We start from the raw sequence: 21,597 nt of genomic DNA on the forward strand, positions 1-21,597 counted from the left end.
GCGTGATGTCACGAACCCCATCCGCCCCGGGTCGCCGGCGCCTAACTCCTGCAATTTCTCGCTCCCGGCAGTGCGATGCCCGTATTTACGGGGGATTGGCCGACCGCCGCGATCAATTTGCAGGAGTTATGCCCCGGTGGTCGGGCTCACTCGGTGGCTTCCTGAATTAGCCACGGCCGATCGCGAAGACAGGGACCCAGACAGCGGGTCAAAACCGCAGATACGGTGCTATCGTGCAATTCATGACGCAATATCGGATCAGTGAGGCCGCCGAGCTGCTCGGCGTTAGTGACGACACCGTGCGCCGCTGGGTCGACGGTGGCCGTCTCGTGGCGGATGCCGATGCATCCGGTCGCCTCGCGGTTGACGGAGCGGCGCTCGCCGCCTTCGCCGTCGACCAGGCGAGCACCCCGGCAGACCCGTCGAGCGTGGGCCGCAGCGCCCGCAACCGCTTCGTCGGCATCGTCACGGCCATCACCATGGACACGGTCATGGCTCAGGTCGAGCTGCAGTGTGGCCCGCACCGCGTCGTCTCGCTCATGTCGAGCGAGGCCGTGCGCGAACTCGGGCTCGAGGTAGGGTCGCTCAGCGTTGCCGTGATCAAGGCCACCAATGTGATCGTCGAAACTCCGGGACGGATGCCGTGACCCGCCTCCCCCAGGCCCTCGCCGTTCTGGCCGTGCTCGCCCTGGCCCTCACCGGTTGTGCACTCTCGACCGCCACAGATACCGGGGCAACCGACTCGGCTGCCGCGGGCACTGATCTCGAGTCCCAAACTCTGAGTGTTTATGCCGCCGCGTCGCTCACCGGCGCCTTCGACGAACTCGCGACACTGCTCGAGCAGCAGAATCCGGCCGTCGATGTGCAGCTCACCTACGACGGATCTTCCACCCTCGCCACCCAGATCGCCGCCGGCGCCCCGGCCGACGTGTTCGCGAGCGCCGACCAGAAGAACCTGCAGCCGCTGACCGACGACGGGCTCGTCGGCCCGGCCACCGTGTTCGCCGGCAACACCCTGCGCATCGCGGTCACACCGGGCAACCCGCTGCAGATCGACACCCTCGGAGATCTGGCCCGCCCCGGCGTGATCACCGTGCTGTGCGCGGCGCAGGTGCCGTGCGGTGCGGCATCCGCTGCCCTGCTCGCCAACGCCGGTGTCACTCTCACACCCGCCAGCGAGGAACAGAATGTGACGGCCGTCGTTACCAAAATCGCCGGCGGCGAAGCGGATGCCGGCCTCGTCTACGCGACGGATGTCGCCGCCAACCCCGGCCGCATCGACGGCCGGACCCCGGCCGGAGCCGACGCGGTCATCGGGCACTATCCGATCGCGGTCGTGGCGGGCAGCGCGCACGCCGAGGCGGCCCAAGCTTTCGTTGACCTCGTGCTCTCGCCGGCGGGGCAGTCCGTGCTCGCCGCTCACGGATTTCTCGCCCCGTGAGCGTTTCATGCCGACCGGGCCTGGGCCCGGAAACCGGGCCCAGGATAGAACATGGGCCCACCGACCGGGCCCGGGCCCGGAACGGGAGAAACCTCCCGCGGCACATCGCAGGCTGCGACGAAACGGCAACCGTTCGCGGATACGGGATCGCCCGCCTGGGCCCACCTTATGCAACCGGGCCCATGATCGAACATGGGCCCGCTTTCCGGGCCCGGGACCGGAAAGCAATGCTCAGACACGTCACGCCCTCTGGCCCGAGCACCGGGCACGGTCGCGCATGATTCCGCGCCTGCTCTACCTGCCCGCGAGCATCGGCCTCGCCCTGCTCGTGCTGCCGCTCGCCGGCCTGCTGTTCAAGGTCGACTGGCCCCGCCTCCCCTCCCTGCTCCTCTCGCCGGAAGCCCTGCAGCCGCTGGGGCTCTCGCTCGCGACGGCATCCGTTTCGACGCTGCTCTGCCTGCTGTTCGGCGTGCCGCTCGCCGTCGTTATCGCCCGGTCGCGGCCGCGGGTAGCCGGTCTGCTGCGCGCACTCGTGACCGTGCCGCTCGTGCTGCCGCCACTGGTCGGCGGCATCGCGCTGCTCTCCCTGCTCGGACGCGGCGGCGTGCTCGGCAGCACCCTCGAACTGGTCGGGCTGCGCATTCCGTTCACGACCGCGGCCGTCGTCCTCGCGCAGACCTTCGTGGCCCTGCCGTTTCTCGTGATCGCCGTCGAGGGCGCGCTGCGCACCGCCGGCACCCGCTACGAGAGGGTCGCCGCGACCCTCGGCGCCCATCGCGGCACCGTCTTCGCCCGCATTACGCTGCCGCTTGTCGGCCCCGGACTACTGGCCGGCACCGTTTTGAGCTTCGCCCGCGCCCTCGGCGAATTTGGCGCGACCGCCCTATTCGCCGGCAACCAGGCCGGAGTCACCCGCACCATGCCGCTCGCCATCTACACCGCCTTCAACGGCTCGGGCGTCACGACCGACCAGGCCGTCGCCCTGTCGCTGCTGCTGATCGCGGTCGCCGTGATCATTCTCGTGCTGGTCGGAACCCGCCGAGCGAGCGTACTGTCGTGACCGCCGCCCTCTGCCAGGACGCCGCCACCGCACTTCTCGCCGCGAACCTGCAGCTCACCCGAGGCTCGTTCACCCTCGATGTGCAACTCACGCTCGCGCCCGGCGAGGTGCTGGCCCTGCTCGGCCCGAACGGCTCGGGCAAATCGACGGTGCTCGATCTGCTCGCCGGACTCGCCACCCCCGACACCGGAACCGTCACCCTCGATGGTGTGACCCTCACCGCGTCCGGCCGGCTCGTGGCCCCCGAAAATCGCGCTATCGGCCTGCTCGGACAAGAGCCCTTGCTCTTTCCGCACCTGAGCGCCCGGGTCAACGTGGCCTTCGCGTTCCGGGTCGGCGGAGCGCGACTGAAGACCGCCGAGGCTCGGGTGCAGGCCGACCGCTGGCTCGATCGGGTCGGGCTGGCCGGCCTCGGCAGCAGCTTGCCGGGCGCCCTCTCCGGCGGGCAGCAGCAGCGCGTCGCCCTCGCCCGAGCCCTCGCGGCCGGCCCGCGAGTGCTCCTGCTCGACGAGCCGATGGCTGCCCTCGACGCGGAAACAGCACCGTTCATCCGGCAACTCATCCGCGAGCAGCTTAGCGAAACGGGCACGAGCGCCATCATCGTCACCCACGACATCGTCGACGCCGTCGTGCTCGCCCACCGCGTCGCCGTGCTGCACCACGGCGCGCTCATCGACGAAGGCACGACCGCAGCGGTACTCGCGGCCCCGCAAAACCCCTTCGTTGCGGCGCTCGCCGGCGTCAATCTCGTGGTGGGCACCGCGCAGAACGGCGGGGTCGTCGCCCCAGACGGACGCACGTTCTGGGTGCGCCCAGCGGATGCCGCAGCCCTGTCGCCCACAACTCCCGCCTCTGCAACCCCCGGCGCAGAAGCCGCCGCGGCCGTCTTTCGCCCGGCATCCGTTGTCGTGCACACGGTACAGCCCCGTCACGCGAGCCCCCGCAACGTCTGGTCGGCCCGGGTCACCGGCATTGAGCCGGGCACCGGCGGGGTGCGCCTGCGCACGAGCGGCGACCCCGAGATCATCGCAGAACTCACCCCCGCCGCGGTTGCCGACCTCGGCCTGCAGGTGGGCTTGACGGTCTGGCTTTCGGTCAAGGCCACCGATGTGAGTGCCTACCGTCGCTAACGTTACATTCCGGACACCGGGGCGGCGATCAACGAGGAGAAAAAGAGTCGGTCACTGCTCCTAGGTATTTCAAGATGATGTGCCAAGGAGCGTCAACGTTGAAGTGGCGACCATCCAAGGACCGGGGGCCCTCACTGTGTTCAAGAGAAGCTGATCGGGGCCGCGCCGATCGCTCCTTTGTCGTCATTTTCCCTCGGCGGTGAAGGCAAGAGCACGACGAGCGCCAACCTGGACATCGCCCTGTCTGACGCGGAAGCTCGCGTTCTGCTCGTCGACGCCAACCTGCGTCGCCCGAAGATCGCCGAATACATGAACGTCGAGGGCGTTGTCGGCTTCACCAATGTTTGCCAGCGAAGCGGATGCGACGGCATCTTGCCACCCACCGCCCCAGCCCCGCCCGGATGCACCTGTCTGGCCACCCTCACCGTTTTCGGGCAGTATCCGCCTTTTATCCCGCCACCCATGTGAAATCACTGCTGTCTCGCACGCACAAAACAGGAGCGAGTCGAACCGACTCCACGGCGTCTCCGTTCAGCACGCCGAGGAGCAACTTCACGGCGACCCGGCCGATGTCGAGCATCGGTGATCGCACCGACGATAGCGCGATGGGCAGTTGCGCGGCCAGCGACGTGTCATTGAATCCGACAATTGCCAGATCGCGGCCCACGTGCAATCCGTGAGAATTTGCCGCGCCCATGGCGCCGATGGCCGCGAAGTCGTTGACCGCGAAGATCGCACTGGGGCGAGGATGTGTGCCTCGCAGAATGCTATCCGCTGCGGTGTGCCCGCCCGTTGTGTCGAAGCGCGACCACACGATGGCGCCCTCGGGGATCGTTCCGCCGAGCGAGCGAAACCGGGAGACGAAGCCGTGCGTGCGATCGACTGCAGTACTGGCGTAGGGTTCACCAGCGATGATGGAAACATCGCGGTGGCCCTGGTCCCACAGGTGCTGCGCCACCAGAGCTCCGCCAAGGGTGTCATCGCAGGTTGCTGACGCAAAACCGGCAATGGCGCGGTTCATGAGCACGAAAGGCACCTTGCGTTCGGTGAGCTCGTCGAGAATATTGCCGTCAAGGTGCGCGTCACCGATGATGAGGCCGTCTACTCGCCGCGACAGCATGATTTCCATCTTGCGCCGCTGTATCAATGTATCGTCGCGAGAGTTCATGACGAATGTGGAGTAGTTGGCGTCGTCGGCTGCCTCGTCGATTCCTTCGTACATAACCGCAAGCACGAGGTCGGAAAGACGCGGAACGATAACTCCGAGAAGATGCGTGCGCCGCGTGCGCAGACTCGTAGCCTGGGGGTCGGGGGAGTAGCCCACCTTCTTGGCGAGGTCACGCACACGTTGGGCCGTGACCGGCGCGGCGGCGCCGCGTGCCGTGTCAGCTTTCCCGTGCAGGATCCGTGACACGGTCGACGGGTGTAGGCCGAGTTCGGCGGCCAGATCTTTCAGGGTGACGGACCCCGGTCTGATGCCTGTCATTTCGCTGTCTCCAGTTTCCGTTATCCGAGAAAGCCGGATGCGAAGCTTGACTTGCTTGTGGATCTCATTCTATAGTTTTACCACCTCACTACCCAAACGATTGGGTAGTGAACGTTACGTACCCGCAATGACGCGTGCAGTCGGCCGAAACATTGGGTATTTACTCTTGCATCAAGAAACCCAATCGTTTGGGTACCGACCTCCGGAGAAAATAATGACAGATCGTGCCGGCACCCACGTGGTGTTGCTGGCGACCGGTGGAACCATCTCGTCGCGCGCCCGCTCTGCGGAAGGCGGCGCCGCGGTTGCCGCCGACGCCGGTGCAGAAGTTCTCGGCGGTCTGGCCACAGCCCCGGCCTACCCCGTGCGGGTCGTCGACGTCGCCTGTGAGGGGTCCTACCTGCTCACTCTCGTTGACATGATCGCGATCTGCGCGCAGATCAAGATTGCCCTCGCCGACCCATCGGTGCGGGGGGTCGTCGTCACGCACGGCACTGACACGATGGAAGAGACCGCCTACCTGGCCGACCTCACCCACGACCACGTAAGCCCGGTCGTCTTCACCGGGGCGCAGAAATCCGCCGACGCCGCCGACCCCGACGGTCCCGGCAACCTCGCCGATGCCATCGCGGTCGCTGGATCACCCGCGGCAGCAGGCCTCGGCGTGTTGATCGTTTTCGCCGGCGAGATATTCCCCGCCCGCGGCGTGCGCAAAGCACAGACCTTCGCACTCCATGCCTTCACCAACCCCGACTTTGGCTCGGCCGGTTCCCTGACCGCCACCGGTGACGTCGTAATCACCCGCCAGGACCAGCGGATGCCCCCGCTCCCGCTCCCGCCCCTCCCTCCCCGCCAGGCCAGACGCGTCGACGTGGTGTCTGCCTATCCGGGGGCGGACGGGATCTTGCTGCAGGCATCCGTGGCTGCCGGGGCCAGCGGAATCGTGTTGCAAGCGACGGGAAGCGGCAACGGCAACCCCGCCCTGTGCGTCGCCGTCGCCGCCGCCGCCGCGGCCGGCACCGTCGTGGTGACGAGCACCCGGGTGAGTGCCGGCCCGGTCATCCCGGTCTATGGCGCCGGCGGAGGACGAGACCTCGTCGCGGCCGGTGCCATCCCCACTGGCCTGCTGCGGCCCTCACAATCGCTGATTTTGCTCAGCCTTCTGCTGCAGCTCGATCGCAACCATGACGAGATCGCCGCCGCGTTTGCCCTGTACGGGGCAGCCATCACCGAGTCCGCCCAAATTTGTTAGTGCAACGAAAGGCACAGATATGAAAAAAGATATCCAGATTGCATTTGGAGTAGACGTCGACGCTGTCGCAGGCATGCTCGGTTCCTACGGCGGCGAAGATTCCCCGTGCGACATCTCCCGCGGCATGTTCAGCGGCGAGGTCGGTGGGCCGCGTCTTATTCGCCTGTTCGACAAGTACGACTTGCCCGCTACCTGGTTCGTTCCAGGGCACTCCATCGAGACCTTTCCCGAGCTCACCCGCATGATCGTTGCCGCGGGCCACGAGATGGGCGTGCACGGCTACTCCCACGAGAACCCGATCGCGATGACCCGCGAACAGGAGACCACGATCCTGGACCGATCCATCGAACTGATCGAAAACGTCTCCGGACGCCGCCCCACTGGGTATGTCGCCCCTTGGTGGGAATTCTCGTCGGTGACGAACGAAATTCTTCTCGAACGGGGCATCAAGTACGACCACTCGCTCATGCACAAGGACTTCGAGCCGTACTACGTGCGCGTCGGTGACAGCTGGAAAAAGATCGACTACGCCCAGAACGCCCAAACCTGGATGGAGCCGCTCGTGCGCGGCACCGAGACTGACCTGGTCGAGATTCCCGCCAACTGGTACCTCGATGACCTGCCCCCCATGATGTTCATCAAGGCCGCCCCCAACTCGCACGGTTTCGTGAACCCACGCGATATCGAACAGATGTGGAAAGACCAGTTCGACTGGGTCTACCGCGAAATGGATCAGGCCGTCTTCACGATGACGATCCACCCCGACGTCTCCGGACGCCCGCAAGTGCTCCTCATGCTCGAGCGCCTCATCGAGCATTTCAACTCCCACGAAGGCGTCAGCTGGAACACCTTCGACCAGATTGCAGATTCGTTCCTCGCCCGTTCCCCCCGAAAGGTTCCCTCCGTATGAAACTGAAATCTCCCACCCTCGATCTCACGGCGGCGACCGTCAACGAGAAACGTCGCTTTCCCGCCTTCACCGTGAAGCAGACCCGCACCGCCACGATTCTGGCGCTGTTGGCCTGGACCGTTGCCGTCTTCGACTACGGACTGTTCGGCACGCTTCTGCCCGCCATGCAGGAATCCTTCGGCTGGACCGCGCCGGAAGCCTACGCGATCAACACCTGGATCGCCGTGGGCACCGCGATCGTCTGCTTCGGCGTCGGTCCGGTCATCGACCGCCTCGGACGACGCAAGGGCATGATGGTCACCGTCGGTGGCACGGCCATCGTCTCCGGCCTCACCGCCATCATCCCCACCGGAATGGCCTTCCTCAGCAGTGGGTTGCTCGTGATCGTTCGATCATTTGGCGGTCTGGGCTTCTCCGAGCAGGCCGTCAACGCGACCTACATGAACGAGGTCTACCAGGTCACCGAAGACGAGAAGAAGCGCAAGCGCCCGGGCCTGAGCTACTCCTTTATTCAGGGCGGCTGGCCGCTCGGCTTTCTGCTCGCCAGTGCGCTCGCCCTGGCTTTTCTTCCGACCTTCGGCTGGCGTGCACTGTATTTGATGGCCACCATCCCCGCAGCGCTCATCGTATGGGCCATCGCACGCAAGCTCAAAGAAACTCCTCAGTTCGAGCTGCACAGTGAACTCACCCGACTCGAGAAGGCCGGGCGCACCGAAGAAGCCCACCTGCTCGCCGGGTCGTACGGCGTCGAGCACTCCTCGACCGCACCACTCAAGCTCATCTGGGAGCCGAAGCTGCGCCGTAACACGATCGTGTTCTCGCTCGCCTGGATCTTCAACTTCATGGGCATCATGATCTTCAGCATTCTGGGAAGCTCCGTTCTTAAGAACGCCAAGGGTATTGAACTCTCCGACGCCTTCTGGATGCTCATCATCATCAACGCCCTGGCCTACTTCGGCTACGTGTTCCACGGGTGGCTCGGCGACAAGATCGGCCGCAAGCGCACCATCATCAGCGGCTGGATCCTCGCATCGGTCGCCTTCACCATCATGTTGAGTCCCCTCGCGAACAGCCCCGTGACCATCGTTGCGAGCTTTGGTGCTGGCCTTTTCTTTCTGGTGGGCCCGTACGCAGCTATTCAGTACTTCATGGCCGAGTGCTACCCGGTGAGCTGCCGCGCCACCGGCACCGCGTTCATCGGCGCGATGAGCCAGCCCGGCATCGTCCTCGGCGGCGCGCTATTCACCGCCGTCGCCGCCGGAGCCAACACGGGAACCGCCGCGCTCTGGGTCGGCGCCCTGGGCACCCTCATCTCGGGTGTGCTCATGATCGCCGCCAAACCCATGGCAGAAGCTCCCCTCGCTATCGCACCGGAAAACGAGCTGAAAACCCAGCGTGCCTGAACCCCGCGTCGCAATAATTACCGGAGCCGCCAGCGGTATCGGCCGGGCCCTCGCCGTGCACTACGCCGGCGAGGGGGTGCGCAGCATCATCGGTACCTTCCCGGGCGACCCGCACGACCCGCAGGAAACACTGCGGCTGGTGCGCGCCGTCGGTGGCGAAGCCGTCGTGCACGAAGTTGACGTGCGAAGCACGGCATCCGTTGACGCTTTCGCCCAACGAGCGGTAGACGAATACGGCCGCCTCGACTACGCCGTCGCCAACGCGGGCATTCTGCGTCATTCATCCCTCGCCGACATGACGGATGCCCGGTGGACCGACATGCTCGATGTCGACCTCACTGGTGTCCTGCGCACACTGCGTGCCGGAGCCGAACGCATGACCGAGGGCGGCGCCATGGTGGCGGTGTCCTCGATCGCCGGCGCGGTCTACGGGTGGGAGGGCCATGCCCACTACGCGGCGGCGAAAGCCGGCGTGCTCGGTTTGATTCGCAGTGTGGCTGTTGAACTGGGGCCGCAGGGCATCCGGGCCAATGCGGTCATTCCCGGTCTCATCGAAACTCCGCAGTCACTCGACCCGGTAAATTCGCTGGGACCGGACGGCCTCGCACGAGCCGGCAAGGACATCCCCTGGGGTCGGGTGGGTACGCCGGCAGAAGTGGCCAGTGTTATCGCGTTTCTCACTTCTTCGCAGGCCGGGTACGTCACCGGGCAGTCCCTCATCGTTGATGGCGGACTCACCGTGAAAATGCGCGCATAGATATGGAACAGAAATGACCCCGCACCATCGCGCGTCCACCGGCCGCGGAGTCGTCGTCACCGGCGGCAGTAGTGGAATCGGGCGGGCGATCGCCGAAGCGTTTGTCGCCAACGGTGACCGCGTGGTCATACTCGATCGCGCGGGCACCGACATTGACGCGATCAACGTTGACGTGTCGCAGGAAGACAGCGTGCGCACGGCCTTCGCGACCGCTCGCCAACGGCTTGGCACCATTGACGTTCTGGTGAACAGTGCCGGTCTGCTCACCGAGTCACCACTGCAAAACATGACACTCGCCATGTGGAACGAGACTCTCTCGGTCGACCTCACCGGGGTGTTCCTGTGCTGCCGGGAGGTGGTGGGGGAGATGCGCCAACAGAAATGGGGCCGCATCATCAATATCGCTTCCCAGCTCGCCATCAAGGGCGGCACCGGCCTGAGCCACTATTCGGCGGCCAAGGCCGGGGTCGTGGCGCTGACTAAATCGCTGGCGCTCGAAGTTGCCAGCGACAACGTGCTCGTCAACAGCATCGCTCCCGGCCCGATCGAGACCCCGCTCGTGCAGGGGATCTCCGAAGATTGGAAGATTGCCAAGCGCGCCGAATTGCCGCTTCGGCGTTTCGGCGTTGCGGCCGAAGTCGCCCCCACGGCGCTGCTGCTTGCGAGTGAGCCCGGAGGAAACCTCTATGTAGGGCAGACCCTCGGGCCCAACTCCGGCGACGTGATGCAGTAACTCGGGCCGTCAGGTCAGTCAGGAACAAAAAAATGTGCGGAGCATGCGGCACGACGGTCTACCCTGACCCGGTGATGGGCAACGAACACACCCTCAGAAATCGCATTCTGGTGGCGCAAACGGTGTCCGCCGTGTGTGCCGGCGTGCCCGGCGCACCCCGCATCGCGGCGCTCGCCGCTGGATGGTCGGTGACCAGCGCCACCGGCTCGATCTCGTTGTGCCACACCGTTGCTGACATCTGGCGTGCGCTCCCCGTCCGAAGTGCGTCGGTGCTGCAGCACGCGCTCGAGGTGAGGGCGCGCACCGAAGGGTCCGTGGGCCTTTCGGCGCGCGTCGTTGCCCTCGGGCTCGACCTGACGCGGCAGCGCTTGCTCGTTGGCTCGCCTCGCTGATCGACGTTGCGACTAGCCTGAGCAACGCACCAGCCGCCGCGAGGGCGACCCGCCCATCGCCGACGTGTGCGAGCTGCCCCTCGCTGGGCCACGCAAACCCGCACCGCCCTCCTGATCTCCGGGCAGACGGCCCGAATAATAGGGCGGGGCGTTGTTTCTCACGTGAGCCCGAGGCACGAAGCTTTAGGCTTGCGCCACGCAAACTGGTGTCGTCGGAGGTGGCAACAACCCGCGGTTCAGCGGATGTGTATGAGTCCCGGCGGGATCGCGGAATAGCGCGGGGGTACGGTGGCAGAACGACTAAGGAGAGCCATGACCCCGTCCGAACTGCTCATCGAAGAGTTTTCCCGTATCCAGGGATACGTAGGTGCGACCCTGAAAAACACGACCGTCGCCACCCTCACGTATCGAGCGGATGCCGACGCCAACACGATCGCCTGGCTCATCTGGCACCTGTCCCGCGTGCAGGACGACCACCTCGCCGACCTGGCGGGCACCGCGCAGGTGTACACCGGGCAGGGCTGGGCCGAACGATTCGACCTTCCGTTCGGGCCGACGGCCACCGGCTATGGCCACACCTCGGCCGATGTCGCGGCCGTTCGCGCCGACGCTGAACTGCTCGTCGGCTACTACGACGCCGTGCACACCGCGACCGTGGCGTACCTGGGTACCCTCGTCGAGGCCGATCTCGACCGGGTCATCGACGAATCCTGGACCCCCGCCGTCACCGTCGGCGTGCGCCTCGCGAGTGTGCTCTCTGACGACCTGCAGCACGCCGGCCAGGCAGCCTTCGTGCGCGGTCTCGCCGACCGCGCTGACGCCTGACCTGTTCGTCATCCAACACGCTGCAGTGGACCTTTGGCGGAGAATGGGGGATTCGGACCCTGCGAGTGGGGTTTGTGCGTCACCCAACACGCTGTCCTACAAGTCTGGCGGAGAATGGGGGATTCGGACCCTGGGAGTGGGGTTTGTGCGTCATCCAACACGCTGTACTACAAGTCTGGCGGAGAATGGGGGATTCGGACCCTGCGAGTGGGGTTTGTGCGTGACCCAACACGCTGTACTACAAGTCTGGCGGAGAATGGGGGATTCGAACCCTGCGAGTGGGGTTTGTGCGTCACCCAACACGCTGTACTACAAGTCTGGCGGAGAATGGGGGATTCGAACCCCCGAGGGCTTTCACCCAACACGCTTTCCAAGCGTGCGCCATAGGCCACTAGGCGAATTCTCCTGGCCGCCGTTCAATAAAGCAACGGCACCACAGAATCTTACCTGTTTCCAGCGGATGCTGCCGCCACCCTCGGTTGGTGCAGTCTCGTCGCGTGCCCTAAACTGAGGGTCGGCTCCTCGCGTGGCGCCACCCAGGCCAATTCCCCCAGGACGGAAACGTAGCAAGGGTAACCGGGCTCTGGCGGGTGCGCGAGGAGTCTTTTTCATACCCACAGCGCAAGGGTACCCGGGGCTGTGCCCCTGTTCCGAGGTGCGCGAGGAGTCTTTTTCATACCCACAGCGCAAGGGTACCCGGGGCTGTGCTCCTGTTCCGAGGTGCGCGAGGAGTCCTTTTTGGCCCCACCAGCATCCGCTTTCGCGTAATGAGCGTGAAATCCGCGTGAACGCTCGCGGGTCGGGACCTTTGGCCCTGCGCTGTGCCGCCACGGCTCAATAGGATTAAGGCAGCGCGGCTATGTCGCCGCACCACACTGCGGAGGACCAATGAGCCACGATTCCGGCACCATGCCCTGGCCTACACGCGCGCCGAAACCGCTCAGTGCAGCGGCGTTGGATAGCATCGACGCCTGGTGGCGGGCCGCGAACTACCTCGCCGTCGGCCAGATCTACCTGCTCGGCAACGCCCTGCTCACCGAGCCGCTCACCCGCGATCACGTGAAGCCGCGCCTGCTCGGCCACTGGGGCACCACGCCCGGCCTCAACTTTCTCTACGCACACCTGAACCGCGCGATCGCCGAACGCAGCCAGAGCACCATCTACATCACCGGCCCCGGCCACGGCGGCCCTGGCATGGTCGCCAACGCCTACCTCGACGGCACCTACACCGAGGTCTACGCCGACATTGAGCAGAACACCGCCGGCGTGCAGAAACTGTTTCGCCAGTTCTCCTTCCCCGGCGGCATCCCCAGCCACGCCTCGCCCGAGCTGCCCGGATCCATCCACGAGGGCGGCGAACTCGGCTACGCCCTGAGCCACGCCTACGGTGCCGCGTTTGACAATCCGAACCTGCTCGTGGCCGCGGTGGTCGGGGACGGCGAGGCCGAAACCGGCCCGCTCGCCACCAGCTGGCACTCCAACAAATTCATCGACCCGCTGCAGGACGGCGTCGTGCTGCCCATTTTGCACCTCAACGGGTACAAAATCGCCAACCCCACCGTGCTCGCCCGCATCCCCGAAGACGAGCTGCAGGACCTCATGCGCGGCTACGGTCACACTCCTTATCTGGTGAGCGGCGGCTTCGACGGCGAAGACCCGATGCTCGTGCACGCCCGCATGGCCGAGACCCTCGACCTGGTGCTCAACCAGATCGCCGAGATCAAGGCCGCAGCCGCCCAGGCCGCCACCAACAACGAGGATTTCGCCCGCCCACGCTGGCCCATGATCATCCTCCGCACCCCCAAGGGCTGGACCTGCCCCGCCCGTATCGACGGCGTTCAGGTTGAGAACACCTGGCGCGCCCACCAAGTTCCGCTGGCAAACGCCCGCGACACCCCGGCGCACACGGCCCTGCTCGAACAGTGGATGCTGTCCTACCGCCCCGCAGATCTGTTCGACCAAGACGGTGCTCCCGTGAAACAGATCACTGACCTCGCCCCACAAGGCGACCTGCGCATGAGCGCCAACCCGATCGCCAACGGCGGAGTGCTGCGCCGCGACCTGCACCTGCCCGACTTCCGTGATTTCGCCGTGGACGTGCCGCAGCCGGGTGCAACGCGGAATGAGGCGACGCGCGTGCTGGGCGGCTACCTGGCCGAGGTCATCCGCTTGAACCCGGATAACTTTCGCATCTTCGGACCCGACGAAACCGCCTCGAACCGGCTCGCCCCGCCGGTCTACGAGGTCACCGACAAGCAGTGGAACGCCGAGATCCGGCCCGGCGACACCAACCTCGCCCGGGCCGGCCGCGTGATGGAGATGCTGAGCGAACACCAGTGCCAGGGCTGGCTCGAGGGCTACCTGCTCACCGGGCGGCACGGGCTGTTCAACTGCTACGAGGCGTTCATTCACATTGTGGATTCGATGTTCAACCAGCACGCCAAGTGGCTCAAGGTGACGGCCGAGATCCCGTGGCGGGCGCCGATCGCGAGCCTCAACTACCTGCTCAGCTCGCACGTCTGGCGGCAGGATCACAACGGGTTCAGCCACCAGGACCCCGGTTTCATCGACCACGTCGTCAACAAGAGCGCCGACGTGGTGCGGGTTTACCTGCCCTTCGACGCCAATACCCTGCTCAGTACCTACGACCACTGCCTGCGCAGCGTCAATTATGTGAACGTCGTCGTGGCGGGCAAGCAGCCGGCGCCGAACCTGCTCACCATGGACGAGGCCGTCGCGCACTGCACCCGCGGACTTGGCATCTTCGACTGGGCTGGCACCGAACTTGCCGGTCAGGAGCCGGATGTCGTGCTCGCCGCCGCCGGTGACGTGCCGACGCTCGAGGTGCTCGCCGCCGCCGAGATTCTGCGCGAGAACCTGCCCGAGCTCAAGGTGCGGGTCGTGAACGTCGTCGACCTCATGCGGCTGCAGTCGGCGGAGGACCACCCGCACGGCCTGAGCGACAGCGCCTTCGACGCCGTCTTCACGCCCGACAAGCCGATCATTTTCGCCTATCACGGGTATCCGTGGCTGATCCATCGGCTCACCTACAAGCGTCACGGCCACGACAACCTGCATGCCCGCGGCTACAAAGAGATCGGCACCACGACGACCCCGTTCGACATGGTCATGCTCAACGACCTCGATCGATATCACCTCGTCATGGACGTCATTGACCGCACCCCCGGCCTCGCCGCCCGCGCCGGCCTGCTCCGGCAGCGGATGCAGGACGCCCGCCTGGCCGCGCGCCAATACACCCGAGACCACGGCGAAGACGTTCCCGCCATCACCGACTGGTCCTGGTCTTCCCAAGCGGATGCCGCTCCCCGCGCCGCCTCGACCGGCAGCGACAATGTCTAACCCAGCACTGCTCCGGCCCCCACCCGCGCGCGGGACGCCACCTGTCGTTGGTCGAGCTTGACGACCGCCATCGCCCAGCGCTGGCCGTCTGCGGAACCCCGCCATCCGCGCAGGCTAACTCAACTCAACCGCAATCGACCCACCCAAACTCGGTATAGCGTGGGTCACGACTTACCTCTATGATCTCGCCGACGCACTCCCACTCCGAATAAGCTTGAATGGACACCGTGGCTCGAAGCATCTATATCACCAGCGCAGAAGGCAATACCGGCAAGTCGACGATCGCCCTCGGCGTGCTCGACACACTCACCCACCTCGTGGAGCGGGTCGGTGTGTTCCGCCCGGTCGCCCGCACTGCGACCGAGCCCGACTACGTCGTCGAGCTTCTCCTCCGGCACCTGCAGGCGAACGCCGGCCCCGGCGCTGCCGCCGGACAAACCTACGAGCAGAGCATCGGTGTCAGTTACGACGACGTCAACACCGATCCAGACGCCGCCCTGGCCCGCATCGTTGCGCGGTACAAAGCGGTCGAGGTCAACTGCGACACGGTCGTCGTCATCGGCAGTGATTACACCGACGTCGGCAGCCCCACTGAACTCGCCTTCAACGCGCGCATCGCGGCCAATCTCGGCGCCCCCGTGCTGCTCGTGCTCGGTGGCCGAGTCGGCCCGGGCGAGGGCGAACGCCTCGGTCAGAGCGACGCCCGCTCGTCCGTGGACATCGCCCAGCAGACCGACGTGGCGCTGGCGGAATTGCGCGACGAACACGCATCCGTTTTGGCGATCATCATCAATCGGGCCGACGAGAACGCGCTGCCGGCCATTATTGACGCGGTGCGGGTCACCACCAATGCCCAGCCGGCGCGGTCCGGCGGCGCTTTCGGCGTGCCGATCTGGGCCATTCCCGAAGACCCGTACCTCGTCGCACCGAGCATGCAGAGCATCATGGAGGCCACCGAGGGCACCCTGATCAAGGGCGACCCTGCCCTGCTGGCCCGTGAGGCGCTCGGCGTCGTCGTGGCCGCAATGTCGATGGTCAACGTGCTGCCGCGCCTGATTCAGGGCGCCGTCGTCGTTGTGCCGGGCGACCGCGAAGACGTGCTGCTGGCCGTGCTGCTGGCCAACGCCTCCGCAACCTTCCCGTCGATCGCCGGCATCGTGCTCAATGGCGGCTTCGAGCTGCCCGAGGCGATCCAACGGTTGATGGAAGGCCTCGCCCCCTCGCTCCCGATCATCAGAACCTCACTCGGCTCGTACGACACGACTATGCGCATAACGCGCGCCCGTGGACGCCTCGCCGCCGACTCCCAGCGCAAGCACGACACCGCGCTGGCGTTGTTCGAGACTCACGTCGATGCATCCGCTTTGCTGGACCGGCTCGATGTGAGCCGCGCGGAGGTCGTCACGCCGCTCATGTTCGAGTACGCGCTGCTCGAACGCGCGCGCCAGAACCGTCAGCACATCGTGCTGCCCGAGGGTGAGGATGACCGCGTGCTGCGCGCCGCCGCGACCCTGCTGGCCCGCGACGTGGTCGAGCTGACCATCCTCGGTGAGGAATTCGAGGTGCGATCTCGCGCGATCGGCCTCGGCCTCGACATTTCCAAGGCCCACGTCGTCAGCCCGTACGACGATCTGCTGCGAATCAAGTTCGCCCACGAATATATGCAGTTGCGAGCACATAAGGGAATTTCGCTCGACCAGGCCAATGAAACCGTCACCGATGTGAGCTATTTCGGCACGATGATGGTGCAGCTGGGCCTCGCCGACGGCATGGTGTCTGGCGCGACGCACACCACAGCGCACACCATTCGGCCGAGCTTCGAGATCATCAAGACCCAGGTCGGCGTCGGCGTGGTATCGAGCGTGTTCCTCATGGCGCTCGCCGATCGCGTGCTGGTCTACGGCGACTGCGCCGTCATTCCGGTACCGACGGCCGAGCAGCTGGCCGACATCGCCATCTCTGCCGCGGCGACGGCCGTGCAGTTCGGCATCGAGCCGCGCATCGCGATGCTGTCCTACTCCACCGGAACCTCCGGCGAGGGCGCCGACGTCGAAAAGGTGCGCTCCGCGACCGCCCTCGTGCGTGAGCGCCGACCCGATCTGCTGGTCGAGGGTCCGATTCAATACGATGCAGCAGCGGATGCCGCGGTCGCGGCCACCAAGATGCCCGGTTCCAACGTGGCTGGCCGCGCCACGGTGTTCATCTTTCCGGATCTCAACACCGGCAACAACACCTACAAGGCGGTGCAGCGCAGCGCGGGAGCCGTCGCGATCGGACCGGTGCTGCAGGGTCTGCGCAAGGCGATCAACGACCTGTCGCGCGGAGCCCTCGTGCAGGACATCGTCAACACCGTGGCGATCACCGCCATCCAGGCGGCTGGACTGACGGATGCCGCCGCCCTGGCGGCCGTAGTGGATGCGACGCCGGCTGGAGCCATTCGATGACCGCTGTTTTGGTCGTTAACTCGGGGTCGAGCTCCTTCAAATATCAGCTGATCGAGATGGACACCGAGACCACCCTCGCGAGCGGTTTGGTCGAACGTATCGGCGAGCTCATGGGGCACTCGTCCCATACGGTAACCGGCATAGACGACGCCGACGGCGCCAAGACCTGGCGTGAACTGCCCATTCCCGACCACACGGCGGGCTTCGCTGTCATGCTCGAGGCCTTTCACTCGCACGGCCCCTCGCTCGCCACCCATGCGCCGGTCGCGGTCGGCCACCGGGTCGTGCACGGAGGGGCTCGTTTTCACGAGCCGACCCTCGTCACACCGCAGGTGGAACGCGACATCGACGAGCTCTCCGGGCTCGCGCCGCTGCACAACCCGGGCGCGCTGCAGGGCATCGTGGCCGCTGAGATCGCCTTTCCGTCGGTGTCGCACGTGGCCATCTTTGACACGGCCTTTCACCAGACCCTCCCGCCCGAGGCGTTCACCTACGCGATCAACGTGGACCTGGCCGAGCGGTTCCGTATTCGTCGCTACGGGTTTCACGGTACGAGCCACAGCTTCGTCTCACGTGCCGCCGCGGAATTCGTCGAGCGTCCGCTGGCTGACCTGAACCAGATTGTGCTGCACCTCGGCAACGGCGCATCGGTGTGTGCGGTGCGCGGCGGCCGATCGGTGGAGACGAGCATGGGCATGACCCCGCTCGAGGGTCTCGTCATGGGCACCCGTTCGGGCGACATCGACCCGGGCGTGCTGTTTCACCTGCACCGCCGGGCCGGTCTCGACATGGACGAGCTCGACACCCTGCTGAACCGCGGCAGCGGCCTGCTCGGCCTCACCGGTCGCGGCGATATGCGCGACGTGATCGTGGCGGCGGAGTCCGGCGACGGTCCGTCCCAGCTCGCCATCGACGTCTACGTGCACCGGCTCAAGCACTACGTGGGTGCCTACTTCGCCCAACTGGGGCGGGTCGACGTGATCACGTTCACGGCGGGAGTCGGCGAGAACGACCCGATGCTGCGAGCGCGCGCGGTCGGTGAACTCGAGGCGTTTGGAATCCGGATCGACCCGGAGCGCAATGCCGCTGCGAATCGAGGTGCGCGGCGCATCTCGGCCGACGACTCTGCGGTCACCGTGCTCGTCATCCCCACCAACGAGGAGCTGGAGATAGCCCGCCAGACCCTCACCACGGTGCGCTCGCTGTACTGAGTCAGGTCACGATCAGCAGAAAGCAGAGAAATGTCACTGCGCTCAGGCCGATTTGACGCTGAACTGAACCTTAGCGCGCGCGATCTTCGCACTTAAGCACGCCCGGTCGCGCACGTCATCCGTGGGTGCGGGGGTCTTGACCTTCAGGCGGACGCCTGCGCGCGGCCGAGTGTCGGTTGCGGCAAGTACCATTAGAGCGTGGTTACCGCCCTGTATCGCCGCTATCGGCCAGAGACCTTTGCCGAGATGATCGGCCAGTCCCAAGTGACTGATCCGCTGATGACGGCGCTCCGCACCAACCGGGTGAATCACGCCTATCTGTTCAGCGGCCCGCGCGGCTGTGGCAAGACCACGAGCGCGCGCATCCTGGCCCGCTGCCTGAACTGCGCCGAGGGCCCCACCGACACTCCGTGCGGCGTCTGCCCGAGCTGCGTTGAGCTCGCCCGCGACGGCGGCGGGTCGCTCGACGTCGTCGAAATCGACGCGGCCAGCCATAACGGTGTCGACGATGCCCGCGATATTCGTGAGCGCGCTATCTTCGCGCCGGCCCGCGACCGTTACAAGATCTTCATCCTCGACGAGGCACACATGGTGACGCCGCAGGGCTTCAACGCGCTGCTGAAGATCGTCGAGGAGCCGCCGGAACACGTGAAGTTCATCTTTGCGACCACCGAACCCGAAAAGGTGATCGGCACCATCCGTTCGCGCACCCATCACTATCCGTTCCGGCTGGTGCCGCCGGGTCCGATGCTCGAATACGTGCAGCAGATGTGTGACGTCGAGAAGATGGTCGTCGCTCCGGGCGTGCTGCCGCTGGTCGTGCGCGCCGGCGGAGGCTCGCCGCGCGACACCCTGTCACTGCTCGACCAGCTCATGGCCGGGGCCGACGGTCAGTCCATTGAGTACGAGCGCGCCGTCGCCCTGCTCGGATACACGAGCGCCTCGCTGCTCGACGAAGCCGTCGACGCCATCGGAGCCCGCGATTCCGCGGCCGCGTTCGACGCCGTCGACCGGGTCATCCAGACCGGGCAAGATCCGCGCCGGTTCGTCGAAGACCTTCTCGAGCGGATGCGAGACCTCATCATCGTCGCGGCCACCAGCGTCGCGGGAGCTGCAGCGGTGCTGCGCGGGGTGCCGCAAGACGAGCTGGAGCGCATGAGCGTGCAGGCATCCGCTTTCGGGCCAGCCGAACTCTCGCGCACCGCCGATATTTTGAACGCCGCCCTCACCGAGATGAGCGGGGCAACCTCGCCGCGCCTGCACCTCGAACTGATGATCGCGCGCGCCCTGATTCCCGCGACCGATGACACAACCCGCGGCGCCCTCGCCCGGGTCGAGCGGCTCGAGCGTCGCATCGGGGTCGACGGGGTCGCTGCGTCGGCGCCCGCGCCCCGGTCGGCCAGTGGCGATCTCGGCAAGCTCGATCAGCGGGTGGGGGACCCGGTCGCGCCCGCGGCGGCACCGCAAGCTGGCGGCGTCGCCGCTCCCGGTGCTCAGTCGCCCTCCGCGCCAGGCTCTGCAACACCTGCCGCCTCCGCTCCCGACGCGGCCTCGGCCGCGCGAGCAAACTCCGCGACGCCTCCTGCTCCGCTGGTCCAGCCTGTTGAAACCGCCATCCTGGGAACTCAGGGCGCCTCCGCGGCATCACCTTCCTCCGCGGGGCCCGCGTCATCTTCCGGTTCCGCCCCTTCCGCGGGCGCAGCACCTTCTTCGAGCTCTACGCCGGGCTCCTCGTCTGCCGCTTCCGGCGCGCCAGTAACCTCCGCGGCCTCACCCTCTCCGTTGGTCGAAATCTCGACAGGCTCGATCCAAGGCCTGCCCAACGAGACCGCCATCCCGGGGGCACCGGTCTCCCTGCAGCAGTTGAAAGACGCCTGGCCCGAAATTCTCGAGGCCGTGAAAACGGAAAAAACGACCGCGTGGCTCGTCGTCTACACCGCGCACGTGCTCAGCCTGAACGGTGACGTACTCGCGCTGTCGTTCCCGAGCGTTGCCGACGTTGACAGCTTCAAGCAGCAGAAGGTTCCAGGAATGGGAACGAGCGACTTCCTCCGCACCGCGATCGTCGCCGTGCTCGGCTTGCGCGTCAAGTTCATCGCCCGGGTCGATGCCGGCCGTGAAACGTCCTCGCCGAGCACATCGTCCGGCGACTCGACGACCGTCGCCGCGGAGCCTGCGCCAGCGGTTCCCGCACCGAAACCGCCGGCAGCTTCCGTGCCGGCAACTTCCGTGCCGGCAGATTCCGGAGCCGACTCTGTGTCGAGCGCATCACCTGGGTCGACTGAGAACGCGGCCGACACAGCAGAATCCGCGCTCACCGATCCAGCCTCGACCGAGGCCGCGCAAGTCCGGTCGCCTGCTTCCGCGCCTGCGACCTCCGCGCCCTCTGCGTCTGCGTCCGGGGCTCCCGCGCCGGCTACTCCCACCGCTGCGCCTGCGGCTGCGGCTACTGCGGCACCCGCGACAGCGCCAGCTTCCACACCAGCAGGTGCCTCGCCCGTCGCCGCCTCGACCACTGGGTGGGCCACCGTGGCGATTCCCGGCTCGCCCGACGGCCCGGCATTGCCTGCCCTCGTCGACGACACAACGGATGCCCCGGCACTCGCCAGTCCCGCGGCTCCAATATCAGACGTACCCGACGCGGCTTCGGTCTCGGCTTCCTCGTCGTCGTCAACTCCAGTCTTAGCGCCGTCTTCGCTCGCCGGCTCCGCGTCCCCGCGCGGGGACGAGCCGCCATTTGACGATGCGCCCCCGCCATTTGACGACGACGACGCGCCGCCCGAAATGGACGCGCCCGCGGAGGAACGCGTGCCCGACTACGGGGCCGACGCCGAGTCATCCGCTTCGCAGCTGAGCTCGGGGCAGCCAAGCAGTGCAGGGCAGCAGGATTCGCGTCGCTCAGGCCAGCAGAACGCGGCTCACGCTCCCGGCCAGCCGAACGGCCAGCCGAACGGCCAGCGCAACGCTGGCCAGCCGAGCGATCAGCAAAACCGCGGCCTGCAGTCTGCGCCAGTGCAGCGCCAGCACCCGAACGCATCCGGCCAGCGCGGAGCCGCGAAAGACCCGTCCCGCGCGCCGTCCTTCGCTGAGAAGCAGCGCTATGGTGAGGCCGTGGTACGCGAGATCCTGGGCGCGACCTTCATCGAAGAACAGCCGTACACCGCGGCGCCCCGAACCAGAAACGACCACTAAA

At 66.3% G+C, this 21,597-nt stretch carries 17 protein-coding genes, 1 tRNA gene and 1 other RNA gene; 17 read left to right on the plus strand and 2 right to left on the minus strand.

Features of this window, described 5'->3' with window-relative positions; translation table 11 throughout:
* The first annotated feature begins 242 nt into the window (after positions 1–242).
* The 5 genes from CXY80_RS04365 to CXY80_RS04385 all read left to right on the plus strand — a co-directional run bounded on the left by CXY80_RS04365 (position 243) and on the right by CXY80_RS04385 (position 4,099).
* A complete protein-coding gene (locus CXY80_RS04365) occupies positions 243–647 on the plus strand; it encodes a molybdopterin-binding protein (RefSeq protein WP_092448266.1) in 405 nt (134 codons plus the stop codon).
* Positions 644–1,441, plus strand: coding sequence for a molybdate ABC transporter substrate-binding protein (gene modA, locus CXY80_RS04370; RefSeq protein ID WP_104131742.1), 798 nt, complete (start codon positions 644–646; stop codon positions 1,439–1,441). Before CXY80_RS04365 ends, modA begins: the two co-directional genes overlap by 4 nt.
* Positions 1,442–1,718: 277 nt before the next feature.
* Positions 1,719–2,501 carry an ABC transporter permease gene (locus tag CXY80_RS04375; protein WP_092448264.1) on the plus strand — a complete coding sequence of 261 codons (783 nt, stop codon included), beginning with the start codon at positions 1,719–1,721 and terminating at the stop codon, positions 2,499–2,501.
* A complete protein-coding gene (locus CXY80_RS04380) occupies positions 2,498–3,631 on the plus strand; it encodes a sulfate/molybdate ABC transporter ATP-binding protein (RefSeq protein ID WP_233194966.1) in 1,134 nt (377 codons plus the stop codon). The genes CXY80_RS04375 and CXY80_RS04380 overlap by 4 nt, the downstream gene beginning before the upstream one ends.
* A 177-nt stretch (positions 3,632–3,808) precedes the next feature.
* Positions 3,809–4,099: a hypothetical protein gene (locus CXY80_RS04385; protein WP_233194968.1), complete on the plus strand. Its 291-nt coding sequence runs from the start codon at positions 3,809–3,811 to the stop codon at positions 4,097–4,099.
* Here the strand turns inward: CXY80_RS04385 and CXY80_RS04390 are convergent.
* On the minus strand, positions 4,080–5,117 hold the full coding sequence (locus CXY80_RS04390) for a LacI family DNA-binding transcriptional regulator (protein WP_092448261.1): 1,038 nt from the start codon (positions 5,115–5,117) through the stop codon (positions 4,080–4,082). The two genes, CXY80_RS04385 and CXY80_RS04390, sit on opposite strands and share 20 nt — an antisense overlap.
* Before the next feature lie 214 nt (positions 5,118–5,331).
* On the opposite strand from CXY80_RS04390, the gene CXY80_RS04395 reads away from it, so the two are divergent.
* The 7 genes from CXY80_RS04395 to CXY80_RS04425 all read left to right on the plus strand — a co-directional run bounded on the left by CXY80_RS04395 (position 5,332) and on the right by CXY80_RS04425 (position 11,389).
* Positions 5,332–6,369, plus strand: coding sequence for an asparaginase (locus CXY80_RS04395; RefSeq protein WP_233194969.1), 1,038 nt, complete (start codon positions 5,332–5,334; stop codon positions 6,367–6,369).
* 19 nt (positions 6,370–6,388) lie between these two features.
* Positions 6,389–7,279 (plus strand): polysaccharide deacetylase, encoded by an 891-nt coding sequence (locus CXY80_RS04400; RefSeq protein ID WP_092448260.1) that lies wholly within the window; start codon positions 6,389–6,391, stop codon positions 7,277–7,279.
* The gene (locus CXY80_RS04405) at positions 7,276–8,682 is read left to right on the plus strand and encodes an MFS transporter (protein WP_092448259.1); all 1,407 of its coding nucleotides are present in this window, start codon (positions 7,276–7,278) and stop codon (positions 8,680–8,682) included. Before CXY80_RS04400 ends, CXY80_RS04405 begins: the two co-directional genes overlap by 4 nt.
* On the plus strand, positions 8,675–9,439 hold the full coding sequence (locus CXY80_RS04410) for an SDR family NAD(P)-dependent oxidoreductase (protein WP_104131743.1): 765 nt from the start codon (positions 8,675–8,677) through the stop codon (positions 9,437–9,439). Before CXY80_RS04405 ends, CXY80_RS04410 begins: the two co-directional genes overlap by 8 nt.
* Positions 9,440–9,452: 13 nt before the next feature.
* Entirely contained in the window at positions 9,453–10,172 is a 720-nt protein-coding gene (locus CXY80_RS04415) for an SDR family NAD(P)-dependent oxidoreductase (RefSeq protein ID WP_092448257.1), read from the plus strand.
* 71 nt (positions 10,173–10,243) lie between these two features.
* Positions 10,244–10,564, plus strand: a complete 321-nt coding sequence (locus CXY80_RS04420; RefSeq protein ID WP_139226619.1) for a hypothetical protein — start codon at positions 10,244–10,246, stop codon at positions 10,562–10,564.
* A gap of 312 nt (positions 10,565–10,876) precedes the next feature.
* Complete coding sequence (locus tag CXY80_RS04425; protein ID WP_092448255.1) at positions 10,877–11,389, plus strand: DinB family protein; 513 nt, start codon at positions 10,877–10,879, stop codon at positions 11,387–11,389.
* Between the two features lie 318 nt (positions 11,390–11,707).
* On the opposite strand, the gene CXY80_RS04430 is transcribed toward CXY80_RS04425, so the two are convergent.
* Positions 11,708–11,795, minus strand: a tRNA-Ser gene (locus tag CXY80_RS04430).
* A 107-nt stretch (positions 11,796–11,902) separates the two neighbouring features.
* Here CXY80_RS04430 and ffs point away from each other — a divergent pair.
* The 5 genes from ffs to CXY80_RS04455 all read left to right on the plus strand — a co-directional run bounded on the left by ffs (position 11,903) and on the right by CXY80_RS04455 (position 21,596).
* An RNA gene (ffs, locus tag CXY80_RS04435) (signal recognition particle sRNA small type) lies at positions 11,903–11,999 on the plus strand.
* 299 nt (positions 12,000–12,298) lie between these two features.
* Positions 12,299–14,749: a phosphoketolase gene (locus CXY80_RS04440; protein WP_233194984.1), complete on the plus strand. Its 2,451-nt coding sequence runs from the start codon at positions 12,299–12,301 to the stop codon at positions 14,747–14,749.
* Positions 14,750–14,976: 227 nt separating this feature from the next.
* Positions 14,977–17,193, plus strand: coding sequence for a phosphate acetyltransferase (gene pta, locus CXY80_RS04445; RefSeq protein ID WP_092448455.1), 2,217 nt, complete (start codon positions 14,977–14,979; stop codon positions 17,191–17,193).
* Positions 17,190–18,404 (plus strand): acetate/propionate family kinase, encoded by a 1,215-nt coding sequence (locus CXY80_RS04450; protein WP_104131744.1) that lies wholly within the window; start codon positions 17,190–17,192, stop codon positions 18,402–18,404. Before pta ends, CXY80_RS04450 begins: the two co-directional genes overlap by 4 nt.
* 198 nt (positions 18,405–18,602) lie before the next feature.
* The gene (locus CXY80_RS04455; RefSeq protein ID WP_233194970.1) at positions 18,603–21,596 is read left to right on the plus strand and encodes a DNA polymerase III subunit gamma and tau; all 2,994 of its coding nucleotides are present in this window, start codon (positions 18,603–18,605) and stop codon (positions 21,594–21,596) included.
* The last annotated feature ends 1 nt before the right edge of the window (position 21,597 follow it).

This window comes from Cryobacterium sp. M91, assembly GCF_002929615.1.
Taxonomy (GTDB): Bacteria; Actinomycetota; Actinomycetes; order Actinomycetales; family Microbacteriaceae; genus Cryobacterium; species Cryobacterium levicorallinum.

Bases quoted from the DNA above. Each gene is read 5' to 3' on its own strand.
- CXY80_RS04365 (WP_092448266.1), top strand. From the start codon at position 243: ATGACGCAATATCGGATCAGTGAGGCCGCCGAGCTGCTCGGCGTTAGT.
- CXY80_RS04375 (WP_092448264.1), top strand. From the start codon at position 1,719: ATGATTCCGCGCCTGCTCTACCTGCCCGCGAGCATCGGCCTCGCCCTG.
- CXY80_RS04390 (WP_092448261.1), bottom strand. From the start codon at position 5,117: ATGACAGGCATCAGACCGGGGTCCGTCACCCTGAAAGATCTGGCCGCC.
- CXY80_RS04395 (WP_233194969.1), top strand. From the start codon at position 5,332: ATGACAGATCGTGCCGGCACCCACGTGGTGTTGCTGGCGACCGGTGGA.
- CXY80_RS04400 (WP_092448260.1), top strand. From the start codon at position 6,389: ATGAAAAAAGATATCCAGATTGCATTTGGAGTAGACGTCGACGCTGTC.
- CXY80_RS04405 (WP_092448259.1), top strand. From the start codon at position 7,276: ATGAAACTGAAATCTCCCACCCTCGATCTCACGGCGGCGACCGTCAAC.
- CXY80_RS04415 (WP_092448257.1), top strand. From the start codon at position 9,453: ATGACCCCGCACCATCGCGCGTCCACCGGCCGCGGAGTCGTCGTCACC.
- CXY80_RS04425 (WP_092448255.1), top strand. From the start codon at position 10,877: ATGACCCCGTCCGAACTGCTCATCGAAGAGTTTTCCCGTATCCAGGGA.
- CXY80_RS04440 (WP_233194984.1), top strand. From the start codon at position 12,299: ATGCCCTGGCCTACACGCGCGCCGAAACCGCTCAGTGCAGCGGCGTTG.
- CXY80_RS04450 (WP_104131744.1), top strand. From the start codon at position 17,190: ATGACCGCTGTTTTGGTCGTTAACTCGGGGTCGAGCTCCTTCAAATAT.